The following is an 18,888-nucleotide window of genomic DNA, read 5'->3' on the forward strand; positions in this document are numbered from 1 at the left end:
AATCCGCTTCGGGCATCCTGCTGCTGCTGTTTATCGGGGCGGTGGCCGTGGCTAACCTTCTGGCGCACGACAGCCCCTTCTCGGAATCGGAAAACCGCGTGCTGGAGCAGCGTCCGGACCTCTCGCTCCATGCGATTCTGTCGGGGAAGTTCGCTTCAAATTACGAAAGCTATACGTCCGACCAATTCGTGCTCCGGGATGCTTGGGTCGGCGCTAAGACCGATGCGGACCGGGCTTTGGGCAAGAAGGAAAGCAACGGCGTCTTCCTGGGCAAGGATGAGTATCTCATCGAGAGGTACCGTTCGCCAGCGGAGACGGAAATGGAGAGCAGAGTGAGCGCGATGGAAGCCTTCGGCAGCGCCATGCCCGGTCTTCGCAAGTATGTCATGCTGGCGCCGACCGCCGCTGGGCTGCTTCGTGACAAGCTGCCCGCATACGCTTCGGTCGGCGACGAGCTGGCCGATCTGGAGCGAGTGCGGCTGGCGCTGCCGCCGGATATTCGTTTCGTCGATGTCTATCCCGTGCTGGACGCCGTTCGGGAGGCACCCATCTACTATAAAACCGACCATCATTGGACGACGAACGGCGCTTATTACGCGTACCGGGAGCTTTGCCGGCAGATGGGGCTGGCCCCGCAAGCGAAGGAATCGTTCGACATTCGCGAAGGGACAGACCGGTTCTACGGTTCGCTGTATTCCAAGAGCGGTTTCCGTCATCTGCAGCCCGATCGGATCGACCTTTATTTGCCGAAAATGACAAGCAAGCTTGAGGTGGCGTACATGGACGAAGGGCGGATTACGGATTCCATGTACGAGCCGGAGAATCTCGGCAAGAAAGACAAGTATGCGGTTTTTCTGAACGGCAACCATGGGCTGGTAAGAATCACGACGGACGGTCGCTGCGGATAAGAAGCTGCTCGTGGTCAAGGATTCGTACGCCAATTGCTTGATTCCGTTCTTGACGAAACACTTCGGAGAGATCGATGTCGTCGATCTGCGGTATGACGATGAACCGCTCTCGAAGCTTGTGCAGGAACGCCAAATTCAAGACATGCTGATTCTTTACAATATCAACACCTTTTTCGAGGATCCGTCCATTTTGAATTTAACGGAGGGATAATAATGACACGCCAACGAATCATACTGCTTGTGCTGGCTGCAGCCATCGCAATGGTAACCGGATGTTCCGTTCACGGCGGGGCATACGAAGCGCTGACGGCCGCCGAAGTCGGCGAACGCATTCAGCAAGCCGCAGACCTCAGCGGGATGAAGAGAGGGCAGGCGGAGCAGCTGCGCAAGTTATACCATATCGAGACGGCAGATGTGGCCGATTATGTTCTATACACGGCGTTATCGAATGTAAAAGCGGATGAACTCGCCATTATTAAAGTCAAGGACACGAGCGGTACTGGACGCGTTATGGATCAAATACGGCAAAGGATCGAGGAGCAAACCGTCAAATTTAAGGACTATAGGCCTGAGGAATATTATTTGATCGAGAAGCATGTTTTAAAATCGCGGGGGCCATTCGTCATCTTCGCGGTTTCGAAGGATGCGGACCTGATGGAAGCAGCGTTTGATAAGATGGTGAAGTGAGCAGGGCAGCAGCAAGCTTTAGCAGGGCGAAGGGAAAGGAGGCTTGCTCCAATTCCAACGCGTGCGAAACCCAAGCATGCGTGCGGCGAGATGCGCCGGTCAGTCGAACTTCACGCGGATTTTCGGTTTACATGGAAAGGTCCGCTTGGTACGATGGAATTATATTGAATGAGCTTGGCATAATGGGAAGGAGCGCTGCAGCAATGAATTTTACCATGAATGAAGCTATGGAGGTTTTGGAGCGGACGCCGCAGGCATTGGAGCTGTTTCTATCCGGGCTATCCGAGGGCTGGCTTCAATGCGATGAAGGCGAAGGCACCTGGAATGTGGCCGAAGTGATCGGACACCTGATTGAGGGGGAGAGAACGAACTGGATTCCGCGCCTGGAATTTATTCTCCGGGAAGGAGGGAACCAACCTTTTCCTCCGTTTGACAGGTACGCTCATTTACAGGAAACGGCTGAAACGACGATTCAACAAAAGCTGCTCGCATTCAAAACGATTCGATCCAGCAATCTAATAAGACTCAAGGAGCTTATTCAGCATGAATCACAGCTGGAATTAACCGGCTCACACCCCGAGTTCGGTGCGGTGAAGGCAAAAGAATTGCTGTCGACGTGGGTCGTTCACGATTTGACGCACACCGCTCAAATCGTTCGCATTATGGCAGGGAGATACAGCGAGGATGTAGGTCCCTGGAAAGCTTATCTAGGCATTTTAAAAAAGCAGCTAAATTAAGGGAAGAAGATATTGAAATTCCATGATATAATAAATTGGTAAATTAAAGCATGGGAGGCGTTAAGTATGCGGTATCGGAAATTGGGGACAAGCGGATTGGACGTTTCGGTGTTAGGGTTGGGTACGAATGCATTCGGCGGACGTGCGGACAAGGATACATCGATTCGGGTGCTGCATCATGCTGTCGACAACGGGATCACGTTCATTGACACGGCTAATATTTACACGGGCACGAAATCGGAGGAAATTATCGGCGAGGCGTTCGAAGGACGCCGTCATGAGGTGATTCTTGCGACCAAAGCCGGTATGAAGCGCGGCGATGGTCCGAACTCCAGCGGTTCCTCGCGCCAGCATATTTTCCAGGAAATCGAAGGAAGCTTGAAGCGTCTGCGGACAGATTACATAGACTTATACCAGATTCATGCATTCGATCCGAAGACGCCGCTCGACGAAACGCTCCGTGCTTTAGATGATCTGGTCTCCTCCGGAAAAGTGAGATACGTGGGAGCGTCAAATTACTCTGCATGGCAGTTAATGAAATCGTTGGCTATTAGCGACAAGCGGCAGCTGACCCAATATGTGTCGGTTCAACCCGGCTATTCGCTTGCGGATCGCGGCGTGGAAAGAGAACTGCTGCCGTTTTGTTCGGATCAGGGGATTGGCGTCATTCCGTATTTCCCTCTGGCAGGAGGCATCCTGACAGGAAAATATTCGGGAGGCTCCGTACCGAGCGGCTCCCAGCTGGACAAGAACCCGAACTTCGCACAGCGGATGGATGCTGCACGTATGGAATTGGGCGAACGCGTGGCCAAGATTGCCGCAGAGATCGGTACGTCGGCAACGGCGCTCTCGCTGGCATGGCTGATGCATCAGCCTGCAGTAAGCACGGTCATTGCCGGAGCGACCCGCGAAGCGCAAATCGACGAGAATCTGAAAGCGGTTGAGCTGGAGCTGAGCCAAGATGTTCTGCAGGCTCTGAATGAAGCCAGCGAAGAGTTTATTTATTCGCCTCCGTTTGGAAGCGCGCCGCGGCGGAAATAATTCGGAATAAGCTGCAGATGGACTTGTCCCGATGAATGATCGGATGATCATGGTATTATTAATATATTAGTTCCTGAAGGGCACCCCGGGGTGCCCTTCGCATTTGATTAGAATGTTCTGTTACTGTAGAAAACTTCATAGTGAAATCAAGGTGAAACGATGAATACGAAAACAATAGGCATGTTTGCCCATGTGGATGCGGGGAAAACGACCTTTGCCGAGCAGCTGCTCTACCATACTCGAAGCATCCGGGAACGGGGCAGAGTCGATCATAAGGATGCATATCTCGACAGCCATGACATCGAGCGGGAGCGAGGCATTACGATTTTTGCAGACCAAGCTGTCATGTCGTATAAGGGAGACACTTATTATTTGATCGATACGCCCGGTCACGTCGATTTCTCTCCGGAGATGGAGCGCGCTGTACAGATCATGGACTATGCCATTCTGATTATTTCGGCTGTGGAAGGCATTCAGGGGCATACGGAAACGGTATGGCAGCTTCTGCGGAAGCATCGGATTCCGACCTTCTTGTTCATTAATAAAACAGACCGGGCCGGAGCGGACGCAGACCGGATCATGGAAGAGATTCGTATGCATCTGACGGAAGATGCCTGTATGCTTACCGGGAATTTGACGGACGAAGTGGTAGGAGAAGCATTGCTCGAAAGCATGGCGGAGCGGGACGAGCTGTTGCTGGAACAGTTTCTGGCCGGAGCGGGCGACCGGCAGTTCTGGCTGCAGGCGCTGCAGAGCAAGGTTCGCGGCTGCGAGCTTTTTCCCTGCGCGAGCGGATCGGCTCTGCAGGACGCCGGTGTCACGGAGTTTTTGGACCAGCTGCATGTCCTGACAAAAGTCGATTACGACGATCAGGCTCCGTTCGGCGGGCGTATCTACAAAATCCGCCACGACGCTAGCGGTGTGCGGCTGACCTATATCAAAGCGTTGAGCGGAAAGCTGAAGGTACGGGACGAGCTCTCCTATAGCAGCGGCGAAGGCGATGAGCTTCACGAGAAGGTAACGCGGCTTTTTATGGTGAACGGGAGTAAATTGCAGCCGGTCGAGCAAGCATCCGCGGGGGATCTGTTTGCCGTGACCGGATTGTCCGCAGCCGAGGCGGGACAGGGGCTGGGCATCATCTCGGACAGGCTGACCTATGGTATGGTGCCGACGCTTACATCGAAGCTTCTGTTCGACGATTCCCTGAACGTGAAGGATGTGCTGAAAGCGTTCCGGCTGTTGAATGCGGAGGACCCGTCCCTGAATGTCATCTGGGAGGAGAGCCTGCAGGAAATCCACATTCATGTGATGGGCCTCATTCAGCTGGAGGTGCTGCAGCAGCTTGTGAAGGAACGTTTCCAGCTGGACGTCGCCTTCGGCCGTCCTGAAATTTTGTATAAAGAAACGATTCAATCCACGGTGAACGGCTACGGTCACTTCGAGCCGCTCAAGCATTACGCGGAGGTGCATCTGCGTCTGGAGCCGGGAGAGCGGGGCAGCGGGATTACGTTCATGAATGCCTGTCATCCGAACGATTTAAGCATCGGCAACCAGAATCTTGTCAGGACACATATGTATGAGCGGGAACACCATGGATTACTGACGGGGATGCCGGTGACCGATATCCGGATTACGCTGCTGACGGGCCGCGCGCATAACGAGCATACGCATGGCGGCGATTTTCGCGAAGCTGCGTTCCGCGCACTGAGACAGGGATTGGAGAAAGCGGAGAACGCGCTGCTCGAGCCTTATTATGATTTTAAGATCAAAGTGGAGCTGGATGAGATGGGCAGAGTGTTATCCGATATCCAACGCGCCCACGGACAGTTCGATCCTCCGCAGACGACAAGCGCTCACGCTGTCATTACGGGCAAAGTGCCTGTAGCTACCTTTATGGATTACAGCACGGAGCTCGCTTCATTCACGCACGGCAGAGGCAGCATACAGCTGGTCTTTGGCGGCTATGATTTGTGCCATAACGCGCAGGAAGTGATCGAGCGCAAGGGCTACAACAAGGATGCCGATCCGCTGTACAGCTCCTCTTCGATTTTCTGCGCGAAGGGACATGGCTACACGGTGCCGTGGGATGAGGCGGAGGCGAAGATGCACCTGCTCTAAGGGATGCCGCGATGCGGAGGCGCATGGCTGGACTGCGGTTACAGCGCGGCCGTAAAGGCCTGCGTAGGAGCTTGGCTGAAGCAGCGGTGCGGCCGCAGATGCTTAAGCGAGAGCCTATCTGAAGCAGCAAAGCGGTCGCAAAGGCTTGCGCAAGAGCCGGCTGTAGTCGCAGCAAACCGGACGTGTACGCGGTAAGAACCCGGCTGCGGTCGGCAACAGGAGCAAGAGCCCGTCTGGGGCCGCAACAAACCGCACGTGCACGCGGTAAGTGCCTGGCTGCGGCTGCAACAAGCTGCGTAAGCAAGCTGCAAAGGCCCGGCAAATGCCGCACCGCGGCCGCCTCCGCTCTCACCTGAGCCTGGCTGCAAACCGCACATCAAACTGTACTGGTACAGTTTGATGGTATATGCATTGCAGAAGGGCAGCTTCTGTCTTTACAATAGAAACTACGCAGCAGCAGGAGCATCCCGGCAGCAAGCGATTTTGGAGAATCAGAGGTGACACGCCATGTATCTTATGACCAGGGATACCCTACAAGCCTACCTGGACAGCATCGGTATGGCGGAGCAGCAGCCGCCTACCAAGGAGCATTTGTTTGCGCTGCATCAAGCCCATGTAAAGACGTTTTCGTGGCAAACGATAGATATTTTTGCAGGGAACCCGGCAGACATCGGGTTTGAAGCATCCGTCCAGCTGCTGCTCAGCCGCAGAAGCGGCTACTGCTTTCATCTGAACGGGGCATTCAGCGCTCTGCTCCATGCCCTCGGCTATCGGGTCAATTTGCACCGGGCCGGTGTGCAGCCTCTGGGAGCGGAGCCGCGCGTGAATTCCTTCCACCTGGGTCTGACGGTCGATCTGCTCCATGACCGGCATACGATGGAACGGTGGATTGTCGATGTGGGGCTGGGAGATATGCCCTATGAGCCGCTACCGTACCGATACGGCGAATACGAGCAGGGGCCTTTGAGCTACAGGCTGACGGAATCTACCGTTGTGACACCCGGCTGGCGATTGGAGCACGATCCGCTTGCGTCTTTTGCAGGGGTGGACATTGATGCCGCTGTACTCACGGACCTGCAGGAGTTTATTCCGAAGCATGCATTTTACAGCCGATCGCCTGAATCGCCATGGATCAATATGTTCCTGGTTCGGCAAAGAGACGCCGACGCAAGCAATGAGCTTCGCGGCTGCGTATGGAGCCGGCGCGATAAGAACGGCCTGACGAAAACCGAGCTGGAGAGCAAGCGGCAATGGCTGGACGTCCTGGGCGATGTATTCGGGGAGCATCTTGTGAATTACAGCAGGCTGGAACGCGATGAGCTCTGGAACAGAGTCGCGGCCGCGCATGCCGAGTGGAAAGCTTCGAGGTTTGCAATGGGCAATTAACTGGTAAGCAGCTGGAAAATAGCTGGATAAAACGGTGCATACCGATTACACTTGAGATTTAAGCGGAGGTCAATCATGCAAGGATATAACGTGCTTATGATTTACAGCAAAGATCGGGACCGTCTGCTCATGTGCAGGCGGCTCAAAGATCCGTACAAAGGCTTGAACAATCTGGTCGGCGGGAAAATAGAGGACGGGGAAACCGGACTGGACGCCGCTTACCGAGAATTAAAGGAAGAAACTGGTATTCCATTCGAGGATGTGACCCTGCATCACATTATGGATTTTACATACTATTTGCAGCAATGTTATGTTGAAGTGTATGCCGGCAGACTGAAGCGCGAGGTGGAGGTCTTCGGCGACGAGAATGAATTGTTCTGGTCCGATTTGAATCAAGATTTTTTTGACTTGTCCCTTTATGCCGGCGAAGGCAATATCGGGCATATGATTGAACAAGTGAATATGAGCCAGGTTCTGCTATTGGGGGATGATGAGGCCGATATCTGTTCCAAGTAAGTAAATGTCCGCAAGGCAGGGCCCTCCCGCAAGTCGATAAGACCCAGGGAGGGTCTTTTTTTGCCGCATATAGAGGGCTGCCTAAGACTGCTAAAAGCGGCGGTTGGATGCAGTCGAGCATCCATGAAAGGACACCGATCGACATTTTTGCGTTTTTTGGGGGAAGCGGGTTGAATGAAGGGGACTAAACCTTCCGGCGTTTTTTTACTTGAAAATAAAGGAGGAGACTTTTATATTGAAGGCAGTACAAATATACCGGGAAAGGAGTGCCGAGGGGGAAGGAAATCATTCCGCAGCCGTTCTTCATTTCACAAAAAGGAGGCTAAACATGCACCGGTTAGACAACACGATTCAACGGTTTTATCGCGTATTCGGCTGGTTTCGACTAAAAAATCATAAAATTGAACGGAAGCTGCTGCTGACCTATCCTTTGCTGATTATTATTTCGATTACCGTCGTCAGTGTCTTCGCTATCTATTTCAGCATGTTTCTGTTTCGGGAGAAATCCAAAGACAATTTCCAGAACATTTTGAAGCAAATCAGCTTTAATATGGACACCCAGCTTAAGCAGCAGGATCTGGATACGTACTTGTTCATTCAAGACCTGGAGGTGAAGCGGTTCTTCAATTCAGGAGGTTTGCCGGATTCACCGGAGTCGTACCAGCTCAAGATCAACCTGCGCAATCTGCTGACGAACTACCTGCTGTCCCATTCCAATATCGAAAGAGTCGTTCTGATTAATAACCGGAACGAGATCGTCAGCAATACCGATGAACCGCTCCCGCTGGCTTTGGACGAGTACCGTAAAGGCGCCGTGCAGGGCGACGGCAAGATGGTGTGGATGAACAGCCAAATTCTGCCTGAGGGGAAGGTGGTCATTCCCGTTCTGAGACAGATCAACGATCTATCGACGCTCAAGAACAATGGCGTGCTGCTGCTGTTCGTGAAGGAAAAAATTTTCCGCAATAGCGATTTCAACGGGGAACTGGTCGTGCTTGGGAAGGACGGCTATGTCATTTCCAGCAACGATGTCCAGAAAACCGGGAAGAAATATACGGATTGGCAGGAAACGGACTTCTCGGGGCCGACAGGCTCGTTTGTCGATAAGACGAACGGTATTTTTCTCAATTATTACAAATCGGAATATACGAACTGGATCTATCTCTTCAGCATTCCGACCAAGGAGCTGTACTCCGGCATTGAAATTGTGTGCAATTGGGTCATTGTCGTCGCTATTTTGTTCACGGTGATCGGTATCTTACTTGCCAAAATCATTGCAAGCAATATTTCCAGGCCCTTGATCCATATTATCCGCGAAATGCGGAATATCGAGACGAACGATCTGTCGGTCAATCTGGATTACGACGGCAAGGATGAATTAACCTCGCTCGCCGCCACGTTCAACAATATGATGAACCGGATCCGGCAGCTGATCGCAAGAGATTCCGAGCTGCAAAGGCTGAAGCACGAGCTGGAAATGAGGGCCCTGCAGGCCGAGATCAATCCCCACTTTCTGTACAACACTTTGGAAGCGATTAACTGGATCGGCCGCATGCACAAGGTGGACGAGATATGCGATATTACCACCATGCTCGCCGACATTATGCGGTACAGCATCAACCGCAGCAAGGATATCGTGACGGTCCAGGAGGAATACGGGCACACGCAAAAGTATGCAGGCATCCAGCGCATCCGCTACGGCGGCAACCTGTGGATTTATATGGACATTCCCAAAGAAATGCTCGCGTGCACCGATCCCCAAGCTAACCCTCCAGCCTTTGGTTGAAAACGCTATCCTGCACGGCTTTGAGAATAAGCTGGACGTCGGGAAAATCAAGATCCTAGGCTATGCCGGAGAGGACCGGATGAAAATTACGATCCAGGATAACGGCTGCGGCATGACGCCGGAGAAGGTAAGCACGCTGTTAACTCCCCAGGAGGAGCGGATGCATACGGGTATCGGCATCTTTAATGTTCACCAAAGAATCCGCTTATTGTTCGGTGAGCCTTATGGTCTCGACATTCGCAGCGAGCTTGGCAAAGGAACGGAAATTACGATAACTCTCCCAGTGAAAGAGGTGAACGCACATGTATAAAGCGGTCATTATTGACGATGAAGCGATGATTCGCAAAGGTCTGCATGAATCGATTCCGTGGGCAGATATCGAGTGTGCGGTGGTCGGTATTGCCAGCAACGGACATGAGGCGATGCAGGTGATCGATCAATGGAAGCCGGACATTATTGTAACCGATATCAAAATGCCGGGGTATGACGGCATCCAGGTTGCAGGCAGCGCGATTAAGGCGAATCCCAGGGCCAAGGTGATTCTGCTCAGCGGATACAGCGAATTCGAGTATGCGAGACAAGCCATTCAGCTCGGCGTGTTCCAATTTATGCTCAAGCCGACGGTCTACGACGACATGAAAGCGGTCATTGCCGATGCCGTCCGGCATATTCAAGCGGAGGAACGGCGCAGCCAGGAGCTGGCCAAGTTCAAGAGCGAATTTCAGCAGCAGCTCCATACATACCGCAGCTTGTTTCTGCGAAAGCTGATCTTGAACGGTCAGCTGGAGACGGATACGGCGATTTCGGAGGAATCGCTCCGGCTGTATGAAATTCCATTGGACATGCCGCTGCATCTTATTTTATTCAAGCCGGACGAGCCGGAAGCGTTCTTCAATCACGAGGAAGAGAAGCAGTATTGGATTGCGGCTATCACCGAGCATATCGAAAAGTACGTGAAACAGGTTCCCGCTTGTTATTTCGTTCCTTTGAAGGACGAATGGTTCAGCATCGTCTATATGACCGAGGAAGAGGACGCCAGAGAGACGATCACGCACATGTGCGAGGAAATGCAGAGCCTGCTCTCGTCCCGGGATGTGCCGTTCACGCTGTCGTTCAGCATCAGCCGCAAAAAACCGAAGCTGGTCCATGTGAACCAGGCTTACTTTGAAGCTGCGGACGCGCTCCAGCATATATTTTATACCGGCGCCGGTGCCGTTATCTTTCATGCCGATGTGTCGCAGGAACCGGATAAGGATGACGACAGCGCTCCTTTCTCGTATTACAGCGAGTGCAGCAAACAGATTATTAAGGCGCTGCAGGTAGGGGATGAGGAGAAATGCAGGCAGACGCTGGTGGAGCTGTACGGCGCCTTCTCCCGCAACCAGGAGCGTCCCAGCATGGTCAGAGCGGTCAGCGTGGAGCTGGCGGCACAGGTGCTCAGCCTCGTTGTTCGGGGCAATATTGAGGTGGACTTTCCGATGCGGGAGAAGGTCATCAACGAAATCTTGCTGTGTGAAACGTCGGAGGGCTGCTTTAAGATCATTGAGACAGCGGTCGTGCAGATGTCGCGCGAAGTGTACAAGCAGACGAAAACGCAGCATAAGAAGGTGATCGAGCAGATTATCGCCCTGCTGCAGGAGCATTACGCCGGCAATATCAGCCTGGAATGGCTGTCCGCCCAGATTCATCTGAACAGCAATTATATCAGCCGGCTGATTAAGAAGGAAACGGGCGAAACGTTTACCGATCTGCTGACCGGCATCCGAATCCAGGAAGCCAAGCGGCTGCTGCAAAACCCGTTGTCCAAAATTTACGAGGTCTCCAGCCAGACCGGCTTTGAGGATCCTCATTACTTCTCGGTGAAATTCAAAAAAAGTACCGGGATCAGCCCGAGCGAATACCGCGACCATTTCAAGGAGTTATTTTAATGACTTTGTTGGTCATGATTTTAAACCAAATGTACATTTTGTGATCTACTGTTTCCTTCGGCATTGCTTTAAACTAAGTTCTGTAACCGGTTGCAATTCGTTAAAAAGGGGAGCTAGGGATGAAAAAGATTGGAAATGCTTTCAAATCAGGAATAGCCGGCTTAGCATTGACGCTGGCGCTTGCAGCTTGCTCATCCGGAGGGGGAACGGGAGCGGCAACAGACACAGGGGGAGCTAAACAAGCGGCAGATCCGGCCAAGAAAGTAACGCTGCAGCTGATGTTTCCCAAAAACAGCGGCTCGGCCGACCCTCGGGCGCAATGGATGCACGATAATGTCGAGGCGTTTAAGAAGGAGCATCCGAATATCGATTTTGAAGTGATCGACAATCAAAGCGGGGACAACTACTTGACGACCGTGACGACAAGAATGGCGGCCAACGACGTGCCGGATATTTTCCAGACATGGACGCTGGAGAGGCTGAGACCTTTTGCCGAGTCTTCAAGGGTATACGATTTGACGGATTTCCTGAATTCCACACCTGAATTGAAAAGCAAATTTTCGCCGTTGTCCTTGAGCGCGACAACCTTCAGCGGGAAAACGTACGCGATGCCGTTAACCCAGGACCTGGAAATTGTTTATTACAACAAGGAAGTGTTCCAGAAGTTCAACCTGCAGCCGCCCAAAACCTACGATGAGCTGCTGACGATTATCGACGTCCTCAAGAAAAATGAGATTATTCCGATCACGATGCCGAATAAAGAGCCTTGGGTCGGCACGATTCTGTTTATGATGCTTGCCGAGCGGATCGGTGGCATGGACGTTTATCAGAAAACCGTCGTGGATAAAACCGGCTCCTGGACGGATAAACCGTTCCTCGATGCGGCGAACATGATGCAGGATCTGGTCAAACGGGGCACGTTCGAGAAAAATGTCAACAGCCTGACCCGGGCGGAATCGGAAATTAAATTAAGCCAGGGCAAGGCCGGCATGTATATCGGCTTGACGTCGTCCAGCAATGCGACTCTGGTTCAGTCGATGGGAGATAAAGTAGGATTCTTCAACTTCCCCGACGTAGCCGGGGGCAAAGGCAGCAAGGACGATTATCTCCAGACACCGACCAATGCGTATTCGGTGGCGGCAGCCACGAAGCATCCGGAGGAAGTCAAGCTGTTCCTCAAGTTTATGTATTCCGAGGCGCGCCAGCTGGAACTGGCGAAGATGGGAAATATGCTGGCCTATCAGTTTACGGCCAAGCCGGGCGAGCTGCCTGCGCTTAGCGAAGACTTGATGAAAGCCGGGCAAAATGCAAAAGGCTCGATGTATTTCTGGGATCTCCCTCTGGGCGTCTACATGGGCAAAGAGCTGAACAATACGACCCAAGGCTTCTATATGGACGTCAATCCGCAGCAAGCGCTTGCCGATCTACAGAAGAAAGCCGAGGATCAGAAGAAGCAGGCTCAGGCGGGAGCCAAATAATACTGCAGGGAGCTCTGCCCGAAACGCAGGCCGGGCTCCCTCCCCAGAGATAAAGGAAGCGTGTGGAAGGGGGAGACTTACCGAAGTGGAGAAGCTGCTGCGCAATAAAGGAACGATTGCATTTTTTGTATTACCTGCATTGCTGATTTATGTGTATGTGCTGCCGATTCCTATTCTCAAGTCCATTTATTACAGCTTTTTCGAATGGAATCTGGTAGGAACCCAGCTGTTTATCGGCTTGAAAAACTATGCCGACTTGTTTTTTCATGACGACATCTTTTTGTTGTCCTTACGGAACACGCTGATTTTTTCATTGGGCTGCATTGTGCTGCAGCTGCCGATTGCCTTTCTGCTGGCCAATCTGCTGAACGGCGGCATACGAGGGCTGCATTTTTTCCGTAATGTTTATTTCTTCCCGGTCATTATATCGGGGCACCTCGGTCGGCCTGCTGTTCTTATTTGTTTTTCACAGCGACATTGGGCTGCTTAATCTGTTCATCCGGCTGCTGGGTAACGCCGCCTTCGATAAAGACTGGCTGTCCGACCCGAAGCTGGCCATCTACGGCCCGATTATCGCGCTGTCGTGGCAGTACTTCGGCTATCATATGGTCATTTACTTAACCGGCATGTCCACGGTATCGAAGGAAACGTATGAATCCGCCAAGATCGACGGAGCCAACAGCGTGCAGACATTGTTCCATATTACGCTTCCGCTGGTCAAGCCGTTCATCATCATCAGCCTGATTCTATGCTTGACCGGATCGGTCAAAGCGTTCGATACCGTCATTTCATTAACCGGCGGAGGACCCGCCCATCATTCCGACGTGCTGGCGCTGCACATGTATAATACCGCCTTCGTTGAAATGAGGTACGGCTACGGCAGTGCCGTTGCGGTCGTGCTTTTGCTGTTGAATATCCTATTTACGCTTGCGCTGTCTTTGCTCGCGCGGGAAAGGAGGGCTTGAAGTGAAAACCTCCGCATCCGGCTACGCCGTGAATGTGTCCCGGTACGCCCTCTTGATCGTGCTGGCGGCAGCGGTCATCTATCCGATTATTTGGGTCATTCTGGGCTCTCTGAAATCCGAGGAATCATTCTACACGAATCCATGGGGGCTGCCCGATCAGTTTCATTGGGAAGTCTATAACGTTATTTTCACTCAATTCCATCTGCAGGTGAACGTCTGGAACAGCTTTTATATTTCGGCGGTTTCTACCTTGGTGGTCATTCTGTTCTCGGCTATGGCGGCGTACGGCATGATCCGGCTGAAATGGAAGGGCAGCAAAGCCGTATTGGGCCTTATTCTGCTGGGCATTATGATCCCGGTGCATTCGACGCTTATTCCAATTTATCTGGATCTGCAGAGCTATAACAAATGGATCGATCCGAGAATCCTGCTGATGCTGCCGTATGCCGCATTCGGCATTCCTACATCGGTCCTTATTCTGACAGGTTATTATGCGACGATTTCCAGAGATATGGAAGAGGCGGCGGTCATTGACGGGAGCAGCTTGATCGGGTGCTTCTTCCGGATTATTTTGCCTATATCGATGCCTGCCATAGCGACCGTAGCGATTCTCAGCTTCATCCACTCATGGAACGAGCTGTTATATGCGCTGATTTTCCTGAAGAAAACCGCTTCCCAGACGCTTCCGGTCGCCTTGCTGCAATTTATGGGCTTCTATTCGACGGATTGGGCCCAGGTGCTGGCGGCGATTACGGTCGGGATGGTTCCCGGCATTCTTATTTATATGATACTGCAAAACTATATCGTACAGGGCATTACTGCCGGTGCGGTCAAAGGGTAACGGCAAGCCGGTCGAACCGAGATCCATCGGTTGAACCGAACGAATTCAAAACCATTTCTGGAGGTCATGGCAATGATGAAAAAAGCGGCGATTGTCGGAGAACGGCAGGCGGTATTGGTGGAAGCGCCGATACCGGAGCTGAAGCAGGATGAAGTGCTCATTAAGGTTCATGTAGCGCCTATGTGCTCGGAGTACAAGAAATTCATTAACGGAACAGTCGGCAATTGTCTCGGGCATGAAGCGGCCGGGGAGATTGCAGCCGTAGGCGGAGCGGGATCGCATCAGGTGGGAGACCGTGTCGTTCTGATGCCGCTCAGCGGATGCGGGCACTGCGCGCTCTGCGAAGCCGGGGATTATATCCACTGCCTGGACAATAAAATGTCGGACTGCACGATGTCGCAATATATCGTGAAGCCGTCCTTTATCGTGAAGAAGATTCCCGACGATATCAGCTATGAGAAGGCGTCGCTCGCCTGCTGCGCGCTGGGGCCGACCTTCGGCGCCATGCAGATCATGGGCGTCAACGTATTCGACACGGTGCTTGTGACCGGTCTCGGTCCGGTCGGCATCGGCGCGGTCGTGAACGCACGGTACAGGGGAGCCCGGGTCATTGCGGTAGAGTCCAATGAATACCGGAGCCAGCTGGCCCGGGAGCTTGGCGCAGTCGATGTGATCGATCCGCGCGATCCGGAAGCGCTGGCGAAGATACGTTCTTTATGCAATGAGACGGGACCCGACTACGCCATCGACTGCTCGGGAGCGGTTCCCGCTCACCGGCTGTGCATCGATGCGGTCAGACGGAAGGGGAAAATCGCTTTCGTCGGAGAAAGCCATGTGGAGACGCCCGTCACCATCAGCAAGGATCTGATCCGCAAAGGGATTCATCTGTTCGGCGCATGGCATTACAACCTGAACGATTTCCCGAAAATTATGCAAGTGATCCGCCATTCGCCTCTGGTGGAGAAGATGGTGACGCATCAATTCCCGATGAGCCGGATTCAGGAAGCGTTTGAAACGTCGGCGCAGCAAAACAGTGTCAAAATTTTATTAAAGCCCTGGGAATAAGGGGATTCGAGGAGGAACAAACCATATGATCGCAGCATTAAATCCGGTGACAACCGGCAAGCAAGTCCCTTTTATCGATTTCCTGGATGCTGCGGCATCCGCAGGATTCCAGGCCATCGATTATCCGATCGTGCCGTTCAGCCAAACGGCGGAGCAGCGCTCCAAGGATGCGGCCCATGAGCTGCTGCTGTCCAGAAGGCTCGTCCTGGGCAGCTTCGGACTGCCGGTTGAGTTCCGCAAGGACGAGCAGACGTTCCAGGACGAGCTGAAGGAGCTGCCCAAGCATGCCGCATTGGCCAGGCATATGGGGGTCACCCGCTGCTGCACCTGGCTGTTTCCTGCGACGGATGAACCGGTGGCGGAGCATACGGCCCGGTTCGTGCGCAGATTAAGGGAATGCGCCAAGGTGCTGGGAGCCTACGGCATCCGCTTCGGGATCGAGTGGGTCGGACCCAACACGCTAAGAACCTTGAAGCATGATTTCATACATACGATGCCCGGCGCGCTGGAGCTGATTGGCGCTATCGGGGAATCCAACGTCGGGCTGCTGTTCGACAGCTTCCACTGGTTTACTTCCCATGCACGAGGGAAGACATTCTCAAGCTGACGCCGGAGCAGATCGTGCTCGTTCACATTAACGATGCGCCGGACAAGCCGGCCGATGAGCAGATCGACAGCGAACGGCTGCTGCCGGGCGAAGGCATCATCGATCTGAAAGGGATGCTGGATTCGCTTAGACAGATCGGCTACGACAGCTTCGTATCCGTCGAAACCTTCAGCAAGGAGCTTCCGCTGCTGGCTCCGGGCGTCGTTGCGGCGAAAACGAAAGCGGCTGTGGACCGCGTGCTTGCTCTTTGAATGACATCCAAAAGTCTGTATATTTACAAAAAACTCCTTGGCAGAAGAGGCCACTGAAAAACTAGCGGAGAGCACGGAATCGTTCTGTAGAAGCGAAAGCGTTCGCCTTTGTCCTTGAATTTCAACCGCTACAAGCGGAAGATAATTAAAGAAATCCAGGGACAACAGCGATCGGAAGAATGTTCCGTACTCGTAGCGATGATTTTTCAGTGGCCTCTGGCAGAAGGAGTTTTTTGTACTTTTCACACGAATATCCGATTTGTCCAGATCGTTTATCGTATTTCTCCATGGAGGAATCGCAAAGCCTGATGCTACAATACGATCAAGCGATTACAAGAGGAGTGATTCAAGTGAGAAAATTGACGTTGGAAGAACAAAAGCATTATGATGAATTGGGTTATGTGGTCATTTCGGATACCATTGTTAAACGCGACCCAGCTGGCCAGTCATCTGCATCATTCCGTGTTCTCGATCGCTTTTGCCGGTAAGGCGATTCTTCGGGCCGGTACGTATAAGGCACCGTACGTTCACAACATCCATTCCATTCATTACATCGTACGGGGATCGGGCGTCTACGTAATGAACCATGTTCAATATGCGTTGGAAGCAGGCTCTGTTATGATCTTCGTTCCCGAAACGATATTCGAATGGTCCGATCTCCGACACGGAGGATGTTGAGATTTACCATATCCGGTTCGATTACCGGCTCTGCAATCAGGAGAAGCAGGAATGGATCTTCAGGTCTGCGGACAACTGGCTTGCTCCTTTGCGAGGCAAGCTTGCGGCGACTCGTCCGGCCGAAGTCCATAGGCGCTTTGACCAGGTATTTCAGCTGTGGAAGGCGTACGATCCTATGTCTCAGTACCACTGTAATTTAGCGTTTCGCGAGCTGTGGCTTTCCTTGATCGATACGATGTACGAGCAGCAGTACAGCAGCGATGCGGATGCTGCCATCCAGTTCACATGCCGGTATATCGGGGATCATTATCCATCTCCGTTGACCGTTGAGCAGCTGGCCAGGATGGCCGGGCTCAGCACCGGCTACTACTCCCGCCAGTTCAAGAGGCTGTACGGCTTCTCGCCGAAGGACTATCTCATTCGCTTGAGGGTCGCCAAAGCCAAGGAGCTGATGGAGCTCTCCGGTGCGGCCTTATCCGATATTTCCAGGCTTGTCGGCTATGAGGACGAATTTTATTTCAGCCGGATTTTTAAACGGATTACCGGCATAAAGCCATCGTCGTATGCCAGGCAAGCGCAGAAGCCGTAATGTGCTGTGCTGTTATCGCTCTGTTATTCTTAAAGCCGTATCATTACGGCTTTTTCGTATTATTAGGGACGTCTTGCCGAGTCTGGCTTCAAGCCGAATAGAAACGCAAAAAGGAGAAAAGGATATTTTTTATAAAAACAGGAAGTTTGTAGCAATATATACATACGTTAATCATCTGAATTAGAAAGGTTGGAGGGAGGATGTCAGGTAAGGGGAACATCAGTTCCGGCCATTTGTTTGCAACGATGATATTATTTGAGTTCGGTACTGCATTGGTGGTTCCCATCGGGTTAACGGCGGAGCAGGGATCCTGGTTGGCGATTCTCATGGCTTTACCTGGAGGCATTCTATTATTCCTTGTTTTCGACTACTTGTTCCGCCAATATCCGAAGCTGATTCTGAGCGGTTATATCCGGGCCATTGTTGGCCGATACCTGGGATGGCCGATTAGTTTGCTCTATGTTGCTTTTTTCATCTATATTGCTGCTAGAAATTTACGTGAAGCCGGTGATCTGCTTGTAACGACGGCCTATGACCAAACGCCGATCCTCCTGATTCATGCCGTCATGATCACAGCCGTTATTTATACCTTGTACAAAGGATTGGAGGTCTTCTGCCGATTAGGCCAAATCTACCTGCTCATTATCATAGGACTGGGTTTCTTGGGCAATGTTTTTATCCTCTTCTCAGGAGCGGTTGATCTGCGGAATCTGCTGCCTTTGTTGGGTAAAGGCTGGAAGTCTGTACTCCTCACGGCCTATCCCAACATTTTCTTGTTTCCGTTTGCAGAGCTGGTTTGTTTTTGTACGATACTTCCACATTTGAATACCATTGAATCGGCAAGAAAGACAGGAGTGGCAGCCATGATCATAGCCGGCTTTTTGCTAAGCATGACACATGCTATAGAATTGATGGTTCTCGGGGGAAACGTCTATGCCCGCTCTACCTTCCCCTTGTTTACAACGATCAGTTTAGTCAATATTGCTCATTTTTTGCAGCGATTGGACGCCATTGTCATTCTTACATTAATTATCGGCGTTTTTTTCAAAATGTCCATCTATTGCTATGCCGCGATGGCTGTGGCAGCAGATCTATTCCATATTGAGGATTTGCGTAAAATGGCGTATCCGATCGGGATTATCGTTTTATTCATCTCGATTTTTTCGGCTTTAAGCTATCCTGAACATGTGGAGGAAGGCATGGCTTCAATCAAGTTCATTCTCCCTGTCTTTGCATTCCTTATCCCGATGTCGCTTTTCATTATCCATCTCATACGCAAACGATTCAGTCATTAACGGTGGTTAAGC

At 52.1% G+C, this 18,888-nt stretch carries 21 protein-coding genes; all 21 read left to right on the top strand.

Features of this window, described 5'->3' with window-relative positions; translation table 11 throughout:
• Nucleotides 1–47 precede the first annotated feature (47 nt).
• The 21 genes from ACHHV8_RS12180 (at nucleotide 48) to ACHHV8_RS12280 (ending at nucleotide 18,876) form a co-directional block, all read left to right on the top strand.
• The gene (locus ACHHV8_RS12180) at nucleotides 48–908 is read left to right on the top strand and encodes a DHHW family protein (protein ID WP_395158497.1); all 861 of its coding nucleotides are present in this window, start codon (nucleotides 48–50) and stop codon (nucleotides 906–908) included.
• A gap of 10 nt (nucleotides 909–918) precedes the next feature.
• Complete coding sequence (locus tag ACHHV8_RS12185) at nucleotides 919–1,119, top strand: hypothetical protein (protein ID WP_395158498.1); 201 nt, start codon at nucleotides 919–921, stop codon at nucleotides 1,117–1,119.
• A 2-nt stretch (nucleotides 1,120–1,121) separates the two neighbouring features.
• The gene (locus ACHHV8_RS12190) at nucleotides 1,122–1,595 is read left to right on the top strand and encodes a DUF4358 domain-containing protein (protein WP_395158499.1); all 474 of its coding nucleotides are present in this window, start codon (nucleotides 1,122–1,124) and stop codon (nucleotides 1,593–1,595) included.
• Between the two features lie 203 nt (nucleotides 1,596–1,798).
• A complete protein-coding gene (locus tag ACHHV8_RS12195) occupies nucleotides 1,799–2,332 on the top strand; it encodes a DinB family protein (protein ID WP_395158500.1) in 534 nt (177 codons plus the stop codon).
• 66 nt (nucleotides 2,333–2,398) lie between these two features.
• A complete protein-coding gene (locus ACHHV8_RS12200) occupies nucleotides 2,399–3,373 on the top strand; it encodes an aldo/keto reductase (RefSeq protein WP_395158501.1) in 975 nt (324 codons plus the stop codon).
• A 159-nt stretch (nucleotides 3,374–3,532) separates the two neighbouring features.
• Nucleotides 3,533–5,491 carry a GTP-binding protein gene (locus tag ACHHV8_RS12205; protein WP_395158502.1) on the top strand — a complete coding sequence of 653 codons (1,959 nt, stop codon included), beginning with the start codon at nucleotides 3,533–3,535 and terminating at the stop codon, nucleotides 5,489–5,491.
• 507 nt (nucleotides 5,492–5,998) lie between these two features.
• The gene (locus tag ACHHV8_RS12210; RefSeq protein WP_395158503.1) at nucleotides 5,999–6,877 is read left to right on the top strand and encodes an arylamine N-acetyltransferase family protein; all 879 of its coding nucleotides are present in this window, start codon (nucleotides 5,999–6,001) and stop codon (nucleotides 6,875–6,877) included.
• A 75-nt stretch (nucleotides 6,878–6,952) separates the two neighbouring features.
• Nucleotides 6,953–7,393: an NUDIX hydrolase gene (locus ACHHV8_RS12215; protein WP_395158504.1), complete on the top strand. Its 441-nt coding sequence runs from the start codon at nucleotides 6,953–6,955 to the stop codon at nucleotides 7,391–7,393.
• Nucleotides 7,394–7,721: 328 nt separating this feature from the next.
• Nucleotides 7,722–9,179: a cache domain-containing sensor histidine kinase gene (locus ACHHV8_RS12220; RefSeq protein ID WP_395158505.1), complete on the top strand. Its 1,458-nt coding sequence runs from the start codon at nucleotides 7,722–7,724 to the stop codon at nucleotides 9,177–9,179.
• A complete protein-coding gene (locus ACHHV8_RS12225) occupies nucleotides 9,067–9,489 on the top strand; it encodes a sensor histidine kinase (protein WP_395158506.1) in 423 nt (140 codons plus the stop codon). Before ACHHV8_RS12220 ends, ACHHV8_RS12225 begins: the two co-directional genes overlap by 113 nt.
• Nucleotides 9,482–11,107, top strand: coding sequence for a response regulator (locus ACHHV8_RS12230; RefSeq protein WP_395158507.1), 1,626 nt, complete (start codon nucleotides 9,482–9,484; stop codon nucleotides 11,105–11,107). The genes ACHHV8_RS12225 and ACHHV8_RS12230 overlap by 8 nt, the downstream gene beginning before the upstream one ends.
• A gap of 119 nt (nucleotides 11,108–11,226) precedes the next feature.
• The gene (locus ACHHV8_RS12235) at nucleotides 11,227–12,585 is read left to right on the top strand and encodes an ABC transporter substrate-binding protein (RefSeq protein WP_395158508.1); all 1,359 of its coding nucleotides are present in this window, start codon (nucleotides 11,227–11,229) and stop codon (nucleotides 12,583–12,585) included.
• An 85-nt stretch (nucleotides 12,586–12,670) separates the two neighbouring features.
• Entirely contained in the window at nucleotides 12,671–13,075 is a 405-nt protein-coding gene (locus ACHHV8_RS12240; protein ID WP_395158509.1) for a carbohydrate ABC transporter permease, read from the top strand.
• The gene (locus ACHHV8_RS12245) at nucleotides 12,987–13,550 is read left to right on the top strand and encodes a carbohydrate ABC transporter permease (RefSeq protein ID WP_395158510.1); all 564 of its coding nucleotides are present in this window, start codon (nucleotides 12,987–12,989) and stop codon (nucleotides 13,548–13,550) included. Before ACHHV8_RS12240 ends, ACHHV8_RS12245 begins: the two co-directional genes overlap by 89 nt.
• A 1-nt stretch (nucleotide 13,551) precedes the next feature.
• On the top strand, nucleotides 13,552–14,391 hold the full coding sequence (locus ACHHV8_RS12250; protein WP_395158511.1) for a carbohydrate ABC transporter permease: 840 nt from the start codon (nucleotides 13,552–13,554) through the stop codon (nucleotides 14,389–14,391).
• A 72-nt stretch (nucleotides 14,392–14,463) separates the two neighbouring features.
• A complete protein-coding gene (locus tag ACHHV8_RS12255) occupies nucleotides 14,464–15,456 on the top strand; it encodes a zinc-dependent alcohol dehydrogenase (protein ID WP_395158512.1) in 993 nt (330 codons plus the stop codon).
• Between the two features lie 25 nt (nucleotides 15,457–15,481).
• On the top strand, nucleotides 15,482–16,063 hold the full coding sequence (locus tag ACHHV8_RS12260; protein ID WP_395158513.1) for a sugar phosphate isomerase/epimerase family protein: 582 nt from the start codon (nucleotides 15,482–15,484) through the stop codon (nucleotides 16,061–16,063).
• A gap of 14 nt (nucleotides 16,064–16,077) precedes the next feature.
• Nucleotides 16,078–16,314, top strand: a complete 237-nt coding sequence (locus ACHHV8_RS12265) for a TIM barrel protein (RefSeq protein ID WP_395158514.1) — start codon at nucleotides 16,078–16,080, stop codon at nucleotides 16,312–16,314.
• A gap of 399 nt (nucleotides 16,315–16,713) precedes the next feature.
• Nucleotides 16,714–16,992 carry an AraC family ligand binding domain-containing protein gene (locus tag ACHHV8_RS12270; protein WP_395158515.1) on the top strand — a complete coding sequence of 93 codons (279 nt, stop codon included), beginning with the start codon at nucleotides 16,714–16,716 and terminating at the stop codon, nucleotides 16,990–16,992.
• 175 nt (nucleotides 16,993–17,167) lie between these two features.
• Nucleotides 17,168–17,581 (top strand): AraC family transcriptional regulator, encoded by a 414-nt coding sequence (locus ACHHV8_RS12275; RefSeq protein WP_395158516.1) that lies wholly within the window; start codon nucleotides 17,168–17,170, stop codon nucleotides 17,579–17,581.
• Nucleotides 17,582–17,781: 200 nt separating this feature from the next.
• Nucleotides 17,782–18,876, top strand: coding sequence for a GerAB/ArcD/ProY family transporter (locus tag ACHHV8_RS12280; RefSeq protein WP_395158517.1), 1,095 nt, complete (start codon nucleotides 17,782–17,784; stop codon nucleotides 18,874–18,876).
• Nucleotides 18,877–18,888: the final 12 nt, after the last annotated feature.

The sequence above is a fragment of the Paenibacillus sp. TAB_01 genome, assembly GCF_043945595.1.
GTDB lineage: Bacteria > Bacillota > Bacilli > Paenibacillales > NBRC-103111 > Paenibacillus_S.